Source organism: Vagococcus carniphilus (assembly GCF_014397115.1).
GTDB classification, from domain to species: domain Bacteria; phylum Bacillota; class Bacilli; order Lactobacillales; family Vagococcaceae; genus Vagococcus; species Vagococcus carniphilus.
The window spans coordinates 2046281-2058690 of record NZ_CP060720.1; the positions used below are offsets into that span (position 1 = coordinate 2046281).

A 12410-nucleotide genomic window follows, 5' to 3' on the forward strand; every position below is an offset into this window, starting at 1 on the left:
TTACCATTTTTTGTTCTTTAACTCCACATGTTTATTTAATTATCTAACATTTCAATTTGTTTATCCCCTTTTAAAAGGACTAACTTTACAGAAGTGACTTTTCTTTGTTTTATCTGTTCTAATGCTTGACGATAAAGATTTAACTGTCCGACATATTTTTTCTTAATCGATTCAATATCTGCTTCTGTTGCTTTTTTTGGAACATAATCAGTTTTAAAGTCATAAAGTATTAACTCATCTTCCGTTTCAATAAATCCATCAATGATCCCATGAACTAATAATTTATCTGTTTCTTTTCCTTCAAAATTAGAAAAAATTTGTTTTGCCTCAAGAAGTAAAGAAAATGGTTGCTCTCTTTTTATGTGGTTATTTTCTTTTAATAATTGTTGCCCAAACGACGTGTTAAAGAATTTTAGAATAAGTTCTTGATCGATTTTTTGAGCAATATTCTCCTCTAATACTTTTGTCTGGATCAATGTGTTTATCAATTCATCTAAATTTCCCGAAGTTGGTTGTTTAGATAAATCCAACATTTGCATGACTAAATGGGTAGCTGTTCCAATCTCAGCAGGAGTTGCCCCCTTCATTTTACTTAAAAATGCTGGTTTAGCTAACTCCTCTCCCACTATTCGATTGCCAGATAGTGTCATTGGTTTTGAAAAATCTAAAACTTGAAGTTCTTTATTATCCGGATCTTCAAATACACGTTTAATTTCTGATACAGACTGATAACTAGTTGTAACTGTTGCTGAAAGGTCTGAATATTGATAATTTAATCGGTCAACTACTTGTTTGAGAAACTGAGGATCAGGTCCATCATTTTCAAGATGATTAGTTATTTTTTCAAGTTCTGTCGCTCCTTGTTTTAAAATAACATCGTCTTTCGTAAAAAATTGAATACTAAAATCTCCCGGCAAACTCCCTAAGCCTTTCACAGGATCTAGAGTAATACTAGGAAAAGCCTTGAGTGTTTCAGGGTGTCTGACTAAACTCATACCAACCCATCCCATTAAACTTCTCTGAGCCAGTCTACCACTTGTTGAAAGAATCAAGTGATCCGATGTCAGATTTTGTTGCCATTTTTTCAAAGCATCTTCTTGATTTTTATAAGAGCCAACTAAAAAGAGTTTTTCTTCCGCTCTTGTTAATGCTACATATAACTTTCTCATTTCTTCTGCAAGTAATTTACGCCTTTTTTGTTCCCTAATCACCACATAAGGTAATGTCTCATATTTAATCCTGTTTTCCGAATCAAAATATTTAATTCCTGCACCTAAACTTTCATCAAAAATAAACGATTGTTGATTGATATCTGTCATATTAAACTGTTTGCTCATATCCAGAACAAAGACTACTGGAAATTCAAGCCCTTTACTCGCATGAATAGTCATCACTCGTACTGCATCTTCAGAGTCACTCAAGTCATTTGGTTCTGCTAAATCTTTATCTTTAGCTTGCATTTTTTCAATAAAACGAATGAACTGAAACAACCCTTTAAAGTTCATCTCTTCATAAGCAGTTGCTCGTTCATATAAGGCATGAAGATTAGCTTGTCTCTGTTTTCCAGAAGGCATGCCGCCTACATAATCCAGTAAACCTGTCTCTTGGTATATTCGCCAAATTAAAGTAACTAATTTTTCTCGTCTAGCTAGTTCTCGCCAACCAGTTAGTAATTGGTTAAACTCTTCAATTTTTTGATATAATTCTGAGCGATTCGTTTCTTCTCTTAAATATTGTCTTAATGCATCATAATAGTAACCCGTTTGAGAAAATTGTCTGATCTTTACCATATCATTTTCTTTAATTCCAACAATCGGCGAGCGAAGAACTGCTGCAAGTGGAATATCTTGATAAGGATTGTCAATAATTTGAAGCAAAGCAACCATTATCTTTACTTCAGTTGCTTGAAAATAATTTTGAGTATCATTAATATAAAGAGGAATATCTAATTCTTTAAAAACATCTAGAATAACTAAATTATTTTTTTTCGTTGGGCTTAATAAAACAATATCTTGATATTTAATAGGTCGAGTCTCTTTTTTCTTTTTATCAAAAATAGGAAACTTATTATCAATCATTTCTTTGATTTTTTTTCCAACAATTAATAATTCACCTTCTGTTTTATCATCAATTGTAAACGTTAAATCTAAGTTTTCAATTTCCTCTTCTTCAGATTCACTCTCAAAAATTAAAATTTCTGTATCATGAGACTTAGTTTCTGGATATCCCTTAAATCCTGTAATTAACTCAGCACTTTTATCGTATTCAATTTGGCCTAATTCTCTATCCATTAATTGAGTGAAGATAAGATTAGTAAAATCTAAAACACTACCTCTAGAGCGAAAGTTTTCTGCTAAAATAATTCTACGTCCATCATCATTAGTTGCGTATTGTTCATACTTTTCAATAAAAAGAGTAGGATCTGCCAAACGAAACGCATAAATAGATTGTTTCACATCACCAACCATAAATAAATTACCATTCTCTTGGTCAACTTTTCTTAACCAGTAAAGAATACCTTCTTGCAACCTATTAACATCTTGGTATTCATCAACCAAAACTTCCTTAAATTTATTACGATAATAGATAGATGCTTCTGAAGCTACCCACTCATCTGATTCTAGCTGTCTTAAAATAGCTAAAGTAAAATGTTCTAAATCGTTAAAATCGACTAAATTCTTCTTTTCTTTTTCCTTACGAAAGCTTTCTAAGTAAATTTTACAAACAGAAACCATCTCTTCGACAAGTGGTTTCGTTTGCTTCATCAACTCTAACATTTTCTCAGGTGACAAGCTGAAATAGTTCTTTTTAATAGTCGCTACCCTTTTCTTAATCATATCTCGTTCATTTTTTATCTCTTCATAGAAAGCCATCACTTCTTCTGGGCTTGTTTTTTTACTTGGTCCTTTAATAACAGCAAATTTAGTAGATAGTAAAGACTCATAGCATCCTGTTAAATCATCTGAATTTACTTGATTACTTAACGTCTGGATAAACAATAAATCTGATTCTAGAACCCCAACGGTTTTTTCAAAATCAGGCTCTCCTTTGATTTGCCGAATTAAAGATTCACATTGCTCTTTGATTTGAAGAAACTCTTTTACTAAATTAGGTTTCATTAAATTTTGATATAGTGGGCTTTCGCCAATGCTATTTTCAACTTCGTAAATAGCCGGTAAGCTATCTAACCATTTATCTGGGTCCGTATTTGATTTAGCAAAATTACATAAAGAAAAGATTAGATTAGTTAATCCATTATCATTTCGATCATTTGAAAAATTTTCTGTTAATTGATAGAATTTTTCTTTGTTCTCACCATATAATTCTTCTCGTACCTCTTCCCACACGTCTTCTTTCAGTAAGGCTATTTCTGTTTCATCTGTCAACAATCTAAAAACTGGATCAATATGAATCAAATAATAATATTTTCTAATAACCGTTAAACAAAAAGCATGTAAGGTACTAATTGAAGCTGTCGGAAGTAAACTCAATTGTCGAATCAAATGTTGTCTGCTATCAATATCTGTTTCTTCATTAATAGCTGTTTGCACAGCTACTTGTATTCTTTGCTTCATCTCTTTTGCCGCTGCTTCTGTATACGTTACAATCAGCAATTCATCTACATTTACACCACTTTTTATTTTTTGAATAACTCGCTCTACTAAAACAGTGGTTTTACCAGAACCTGCTGAAGCAGAAATTAATAAATTACTACCACCATCATAAACAGCTTGCCACTGCTTATCAGTGAAATGGCTATTTTCAGGTTTCAAAGGAATTACTACTTCATTCGTCATTTTTTTGTTCCTCCATTTGGCACTTCATTATCTCTTCCTTATCTAAGGGTTCAATTCGATGATAATTATTTTCCTTTAGCATGACGTCAAATTGACAAACACTTCTAAAGGGACAAAATTCGCAGGCAACTCTTGTTTGACCTTTATAAGCTGGATTTAACTTAGTTGATCCTTTAAAAATAGCTTCTCCTGCCTCTTTAAACTTCGTTTGGTTATTGTCAATTAACCAATCTAACTCTTCTTCTGATACAAAGCGGGAAGATTTCATCGTTCCTTTTTTTAATTGTTCATACGGATAAACACTAGATTTAATCCCTAAATCGATTGTTTTATCTAGGCTTTCCAGTAATCGTTCTTCTTTGACTAATATGCCTTCATATTTAAAAGCTTTCAGCATCTCTTCTTCTAATGTTTCATCCGTAATTTTTTCAGATCCTGTTAAAACTGGGTTTTGAACATGCATATAAAAAGCGCCTGCTGCCTTGGCTTTTTCTCCAACTAACGTAACGGCATTTTCTAAAGCCACATTTAAATAAGTGACCATCTGAAGTGCTAATCCATAATAAGCATCAACAAAATCAAAATTATGCTTACTTGATTTGTAATCAATCACTGATAAGTATACGTCTTCTTCTATTTTCATCTTATCAATTCGGTCAATTTTTCCTCGAACTTTTAATTTTTTCTGTTGACTCAATTCAAAATCTAGACTATCTAAACTAATTTCCTGCAAAGCTTGTCCAAATAAGACTTCTGTTTGAATCACATCCATATTACTTCGTTCACTTTGTCGTTTTAAAGACCAACCAACTCGGTGAATTGTTTTTTCTAATTGATATTTGATATAGTTCATTCGGTTTGTTGTGTTCAAAATAGCAAATTTATCTTCTCCAAGAACATTCATCAAAACCGCTTGAGTTAAATCATAGATATCACCTTGAGTCATTTGACTCAATACTAATTCTCTTTTTATCAATTCTTTAAAAAATTGATCCAAAGTTTCATGATAAAAATCTCCCGTAGCTGCTGGAGACAGTTCGAATTTATCACGCTCTTTTAAGCCTAAACCATACATTAAAAAATACTTGTATTGGCATTTGTAGAAATTCTCAATTTTCGAAACAGATGCATAAACCGTATCTCCATATAGTTCCTCTACTGAAACAGGCGATAGGTTTTCAGGTATATTTTGATGTTCTAAACTCGATAATAATCGTTTTGTTTTAAATTCTTTCTCTTTTAATAAACGTTTTTCTAATTGATTAAATAACCAAGGTGCTGGATAATTTTCATCTTGTAATAAGCGTTTAAAACCAATCCACTGACTAAGTAACACATCATCTGTTGAAAAATCAGATACATTTATGTCTTGATTCACTTCAAAACCATGTGACTTACTTTGTTCTTCAACACCAAGAGATTTTTTTAGTACTTCTAAGTAAGGGGATATTTTTATCTCTTTACTTGTTTCACTTATTCTTGGATAAGACAATATGATTTTTTCTGTTGCGGATAATAAAGAGAGATAAAAAACGAACGGTTCTTTAGCAGAGTCACCTGTCCGATCTTTTTTTAAATGTTTTTCAACAGGTAATTGTTCTTTTATCAGGCCTCGCTCTTCATCTGTCAGCAATGTTTTATTTTCAATTTTTCTTGGTAACTGTTGATCTGTTGCCCCAATAATAAAAGTGACTTTGCTTTTTTTAGCTCGAACCAAATCCATCGAAGTAACAACTAACTGATCTAAAGTTGTTGGGACTTTGCTAAAAGACAACCCTTCTAATCCTGTTTGGAATATTTGTATAAACTCTTTCAATTCAAACGGATAGTCGCCCATTAGTTCGGTGTATTCATCTAATAAAGTCATCAATGATTGCCAAGCTTGTTCATGATTTCTAGCTTTAATCAGATTACCTCGCAGAAGTTCTTGATCTCTCATAAACAAAATTTGTTTTTCAATACCTGCTTCAATTAAAAAATCATAAAAAACAAGACTCGCTTCTTTTCCTAGACTGACTTTTTCTAATTTTTTAAAAAAAGGAGCTACATAATCTCTAATCAAGTGACGTATATCGTTTGATTTTTCTTGAATGATTTGATCCTTGTCTAGTGTGTCTTCTTCTGAACCATAATGGTAATTAATATATTTCCAATCTTGTTTTTTTATCCAATCATTACCACTATAACCATAGGCTAATACGACATTTTCTGTGTAATCAATCTGTTCTCTAAAAGACAACATAAAGTCTTCCCATTGCAAGTTTGCTTCAAGTTCTTGATTATCTGGACAAAATAGCTCTGTTCTCAAAAATCGTAGCACATCTCGGTACTGATAGTAATGTTGATTCATATTAAAAAGAGATTGTAAAAAATCCACTAGTGGATGATGTTTCATTTCTTGCTCTTGATTCATATAAAAAGGAATATCGTTCGATGAAAAAACCGGTTCAATAATTCGTTGATACGATTCGATATCTCTTGTTAAAACAACCATGTCTTGGTATCGATAATGCCCACTTGCAACTAATTCTCTAATTTTTTTAGCAACAGACATAACTTCTGCATAAGAATCATTGCACTTCCAAATTTCTAGTACATCTTGTCCTTCTTGTTTATTCTGTGGATTAGATTTAGCTAATTTTTGACTAGCTTGCCAAGCTTCATCTATGACATTTAGTTTAGAATCAACTGCTCCTGTTAATTTTTTGTCAATTAAGACAGGTAATTGATTCATTTGAGCCAGTTGAAATAGCTCTTGATATAAAACACCTGTATTATAAAAAAGATCAATACTTTGAGGCGCCTGTTGGGTGTATTTTTGATTTAATACAAGAGCAATTCGGAATTCACCTGAAACACGCATTAATTGTTCAATCAACTGTTTTTCTATTGCTGTAAAATTAGTGAATCCAGATACAATAAACATGATGTTTTTTTGCTGATTCTCCATTAAAAATTCTGATAAAGATAACAATAAATCATGACCATCGCAGTCTAACTCAATTAATCGATTCGTGTAACAATCGAAAATTAATTGAATATCCTTAAGTTTCACTTTGATATCTGCTTCATGAGTTTCTTGTCCCATTGACAAATAAGTCTCTTCTAAATCCTTTGGTGAGATATATCCTTCTTGAAGCTCATCAAAAATCTCAATAAGTTGCTCAATAAAGCCAGGTTTATTAATTTCTTGACGAAATAAAATTAGTTCGGGCTCAATTTCTAATAATACCTGCCTTAAAACCATATATTTTCCTGATTCTGATAATTTTTGTTTTTGGTATTTTTCAGTATTTTGTAAGAAGTACCATGCTAACCGTGAAAAACTGAAAACTTGTAACCTCATACTCACCATGTGTTCCCAATCTTTATAAGGAGGAAGGTTTGATAATTCTTGTAGTACGTTAATCTCTGTTTCAAACTTAACGTGGTTAGGAACTAAGTAAAAAACTTCATTCTCATCACTTTGCTTTAGCCAGTCATCTGCTTGTCTAACTAATTCTTTTGTATGATCAGCACTTGCTGGTCCTATAATAAATTGAATACTCACACTCTGACTCCTCTCTTTCTCATTCACTCTTACTATTCTCTATTATAAACTAAAATAAAATTTCTCTAAAATAGTTATTTCTTATCGTCATTATACGAAAACATGTTCGGTGTGTAAAGTTTAACAAAAAAAGCTTCAAGAAATCAATTGAAAACATAAACTTCGATAAGTTTTTTGTTTTCCTTTAATTTCTTAAAGCAAGTTTTTATTTAACCGTACCCCATTTTGAAGGTGGCCAATAAGAAAATTTTACATTTCCTAAAATATTATCTTCTTTAATAAAACCAATCATACGGCTATCTTTTGAATTTTGACGATTATCACCCATTACGAAAAATTCACCTTTTGGTACTTTTTTCTCACCAAGCAAATCATCCATTTTAAAATCTTGTGTTAAAGGTAATCCGTATGGCGCTTCGATTTCATTTGGATTATCTTTATATTGGTCTAAGTACGGTTCATCATATTTTTTACCATTAATGTACAATTGGTCGTCTTTAAATTCAATCGTGTCTCCTGGTAAACCAATAACTCGTTTAATATAATTTCGACTAGGATTATCTGGTGCAGGGAATGTCACAATATCAAATCTCTCCACATCAGATTGTTTTAAAGCAATAACCCGCTCTCTATCCACCATTGTTGGATTCATTGAATTTCCTGATACATTAGTTGGCGAGAATACAAATGCTCGAAGTAAGAATAAGATAACAACTAACCCACCAAACCAAACCACATTACTTATTATTTCTTTTTTACTCATATAGTCACTTCTCTCATAATTGATTCTTTTCTATTATAGTTTACCATATAGAAGTTTTTGTGAATAGATTAGGACATTTATTAATTTTCTGACTAGAAATAGATAAATTAATCACTTGTACTCACATTTATTATTCCTTATTATAACAAATTATGGTATATTTCCATATATAAAATTATAAAATGGGAGGGATTTTTATTAATCAAAACAAATCATACGGCCTTTGGACTGCCACTGCTATGATTGTTGGAATCTGCGTTGGTTCTGGTATCTTTTTCAAAGTAGATGACATCTTAACTTTTACAGGTGGTAACGTCTTTTTAGGAGCACTTGTCTTTATTATCGGAGCCTTTAGCATTATTTTTGGAAGTATTTCTCTTTCAAATCTTGCTTCTATTTCAACTAAAACAGGAGGAATTGTCGGCTACTTTGAAGATTTTTATTCAAATAAATTGGCTAGTGCAGTTGGTTGGTTCCAAACTTTCCTCTACTACCCGACGATTGCTGTTGTTGTTGCTTGGGCTTCTGGTATCTATACTTGTTTATTATTTAACTTACCTAATCAACTTGATTTACAAATGGGAATTGGTTTTTTATATTTGCTATTTTTTTATCTTATTAATATTATTTCAAGTTCAATTGGTGGGAAATTTCAAGTCATCTCATCAGTCATTAAGTTGATTCCTTTAATTGGCGTTGGAGTTGTCGCAATATTCTTTAAACAAGCACAACCAGAAATTCCGGCAAATGTTGAGCCAGTTCAACTAACTAATGTTGGGATCGGCTGGTTAGCTGCTCTTGCACCAACCGCCTTTTCATATGATGGCTGGGCGATTTCTTTAAGTATTTCAAACGAAGTGAAAGATTCTAAAAAAACAATGCCCCTTGCTTTAACGATTGCTCCAATCATTGTCCTTTTCGTTTACCTATCTTATTTCTTAGGAATGAATAAAATTTTAGGACCTGAGTACATTCTTTCCACAGGAGACGGGGCTGTAATGGCAATTGGACAACTACTTCTAGGACGAAGTGGTGAAATAGTTATTTTGATATTTATATTAATTTCTATGTTAGGAGTTGTAAATGGGGTTGCACTAGGACACATTCGTATGCCTTATGCCTTAGCTTCAAAAGAAATGGTACCCTCAGCCAAAAAAATAGTTACTCATAAAAAAGGTTTTTTAGGAAACTATTCTGCAATGATTAGTTTAACCTGTGCTATTTTTTGGTTTGGCGTTCATTATTTAACCCAAAAATTTCATTTAATGGCAACTGGAGATATTAGTGAAATTGCTATCGTCTTTGGCTATCTTTTTTATAGTATTTTGTATGTTAAAGTAATGATGCTTTATAAAGAAAAAGTGATTACTAATTTTTTCACTGGTGTTGTATCACCTACATTAGCAATGATTGGCGGTTTAATTATTATTGTGGGAGGCTTTTCATCTAACCCTGCATCTATGTCTGTCTTTTTTATCATTTGCTTATCATTTTGCGTAACTGGGTATCTTTTTTATAAAAATAAACATTAATGAAAAGATTGTGATATAAGTCTTCTATCTTATATCATGATCTTTTTTATTTCTTAAAAAAAATTACTTTTTCATTTATTTCTTTTGGTTTTGATGATATGATATATCATATCAAAAATAAAATAAAAAGATATATCATAATGAGACTTAATATGTTAACTACAATTGATACACGTCACGGAACAGCTAATCAGCATAGCTATTCAAATGGAAACACTCTTCCTTACACTGGTGTTCCATTTGGTATGAATTATTTTTGTGTTCAAACTAATGGAGATAATGGGAGTTGGTGGTTTCATCCAGAAGATAGAGTTTTTCAAGGATTCAGATTAACTCATCAACCTAGTCCGTGGATGGGAGATTTTAGTCATCTTGTCATTGCTCCTGTTTCAGGTGCGGTTTCCAAAACAGAAAGTTACTTTAATCAAGGATCTTTTCGACCAGAAGAAGCAACTTTTCAACCTCACTACCTCAATATTTATTCAGAGAGACATCGTATTTTAAGCGAGTTAACTGGCTTTACTTATGGAGGTCATCTTAAATTTACTTATGAAAGAAAAAATGAAGTTCCTGGTTTCTTTGTTCGTTCAAAAGGACCTGCTGAATTTAAAAATGAAGGCGATTTAATTACAGGGTTTATCTCTAATTATGCAGGTTCAGAAGATAAAGATTTAAAAATGTACCTAGCTATCTCATTATCTGAATCAATTACTTCTTGCCAAATTGAAAAAAATGAACGTATGATTTCTTTAGATAAGGAAACAATTCAACTAACAGATCCTGATATTTACTTCTCATTTGAAACAAGTTCTCAGAAAAAAGTAGTTGAACTTACTCTGGCTACATCATTTATTAGTCCTGAACAAGCATTACTGAACTTAAAAAGAGAACAAGGAATAAGCTTTGAAGAACATAAAGAAAAAGCAGCAAATAAATGGGTTTCTTATTTAAATAGAATTGAAGTTGAAAGTAAAAATAAAGAACAAGTTGCTCTATTTTATCAAATGATGTATCGAAGCTTCCTATTTCCCCAAACATGGCATGAAATCAATGAACAGGAAGAGAAAGTTCATTACGATACACTAAGTAAGTCTGTTAAACCTGGCCCTTATTATACAAATAACGGCTTTTGGGATACATGCCGCACAATCTATCCACTCTATTCTTTAATTGCTACTAAAGAGTATGAAGACATGTTAGAAGGTTTCTATAATGCTTATCAAAATAGTGGTTATTTACCGAAGTGGTTATCTCCTGATGAACGTGGGTTAATGCCTGGTACTCTGATTGATGCCGTTATTGCAGATGCTGCTGTTAAAGGAATTAAATCAGAAAAAATGCCTCAATTTTTAGAGGCAATGATAAAAGCGGCAACAACTAATAGCGGTAAAGATAACTATGGTCGTCAAGGAACCGAAGATTACTTAAAATACGGTTATGTTCCTAGCAACTATCATGAAAGTGTGAATCACACACAAGATTACGCTTATAGTGATTTCTGTATTTCTCGTGTGGCTGATGTTTTAAATGACAAAAAAACACAAGAAGAATATGAAAAACAATCATTAAATTATCGAAACTTAGTAGATACTGAATTTGGAGTTTTACGTGCTAAAGATGCAGATGGTACTCCAAAAACACCTTTCAATCCTTATGCATGGGGGCGTGATTATGCAGAAGGCAGTGCTTATCAAAATAGTTTTGCTACCTTCCATGATTATCAAGGGCTTATCAAAGTTCATGGTGGTAAAGAGAAATTTACAGAGATTATCACTAATTTATGTAATACTTATCCGATTTTTGATGTAGATGGTTATGGTTTTGAAATTCATGAAATGAGTGAAATGGCAGCTATTGATTTTGGGCAAATTGCTATTTCAAATCAGCCAAGTTTCCATCTCCCACATCTCTTTAATTATGTTGGTCAATTAAGTACCACTCAACATATTCTAAAAGAATTAATGACTCGTGCTTTCGAACTTGGATATAGAGGATATCCAGGAGATGAAGACAACGGTAGTATGAGTGCTTGGTTTGTCTTAAATAGCATGGGAATTTACCCTATCACGCTAGGTAGCGGTGAGTATTCAATTGGTATTCCTTTATTTGATAAAGTGACTGTTCATTTAGCCAACGGAAAAGATTTAACAATTGAAACAAATAATAATGTTCCTCAATATCATTACTCAAAAGAAATTCGATTGAATGAAGAGGTTCATCAAGACCTTTTCTTTACACATAAGGATTTAATGGGTGGAGCCCATATTGAATTTGATTTATGTTTAGTTCCACCAACTACAACATATACTGATAGTCAACTACCTTACTCATTAACAAAATAATATAAAGAGCTACTCACAAAAATTTTTTTTCAATTAATTGTGAGTAGCTCTATTAAATTTTAATCAGCTATTTCTTTTTCTATAAAATCTAAAGCTCTAATGGATCTAATCTCTAAATCTAACTCTAAACCTAAATGGGAAGTATCAAAATTTGGATTATCATCTAAAACGTAAATTGGGACCTTTAGCCCATAACAAAGACCTAATTCAAAATAACTTCTATTATCCATTTCACCCCAAAGAAAGATATAGTCAGCTTGTCTTAAAAAAGCTTTTAAATTTTCTAACTCGTTAATATCCCCTGTTTCAACTACCTCAGCATCAGTAAAATAAAGGCCATAACAACCTTCTGTAAAATATGATATATCAACCAAAATTTGATTCTCTTTTAACTTGTTTGGTTTAATCAGATAAATTTTAGACACA

The 12410-nt window shown here is 31.9% G+C and carries 6 protein-coding genes; 2 read left to right on the plus strand and 4 right to left on the minus strand.

Translation table 11 applies throughout. From position 1 onward, the window contains the following. Positions 1–35 precede the first annotated feature (35 nt). The 3 genes from addA to lepB all read right to left on the minus strand — a co-directional run bounded on the left by addA (position 36) and on the right by lepB (position 8110). Positions 36–3797, minus strand: coding sequence for a helicase-exonuclease AddAB subunit AddA (addA, locus tag H9L18_RS10120; protein WP_126795183.1), 3762 nt, complete (start codon positions 3795–3797; stop codon positions 36–38). Then, positions 3787–7347 (minus strand): PD-(D/E)XK nuclease family protein, encoded by a 3561-nt coding sequence (locus H9L18_RS10125; protein WP_126795181.1) that lies wholly within the window; start codon positions 7345–7347, stop codon positions 3787–3789. The genes addA and H9L18_RS10125 overlap by 11 nt, the downstream gene beginning before the upstream one ends. 205 nt (positions 7348–7552) lie before the next feature. After that, positions 7553–8110, minus strand: a complete 558-nt coding sequence (lepB, locus tag H9L18_RS10130; RefSeq protein ID WP_126795179.1) for a signal peptidase I — start codon at positions 8108–8110, stop codon at positions 7553–7555. A gap of 182 nt (positions 8111–8292) precedes the next feature. On the opposite strand from lepB, the gene H9L18_RS10135 reads away from it, so the two are divergent. Continuing rightward, positions 8293–9642, plus strand: coding sequence for an APC family permease (locus H9L18_RS10135; RefSeq protein WP_126795177.1), 1350 nt, complete (start codon positions 8293–8295; stop codon positions 9640–9642). Between the two features lie 152 nt (positions 9643–9794). Continuing rightward, positions 9795–11984, plus strand: coding sequence for a GH92 family glycosyl hydrolase (locus H9L18_RS10140; protein ID WP_126795175.1), 2190 nt, complete (start codon positions 9795–9797; stop codon positions 11982–11984). 59 nt (positions 11985–12043) lie between these two features. Here H9L18_RS10140 and H9L18_RS10145 read toward each other — a convergent pair whose 3' ends face one another. Then, positions 12044–12409: a hypothetical protein gene (locus tag H9L18_RS10145; protein ID WP_126795173.1), complete on the minus strand. Its 366-nt coding sequence runs from the start codon at positions 12407–12409 to the stop codon at positions 12044–12046. Between the last annotated feature and the right edge of the window lies 1 nt (position 12410).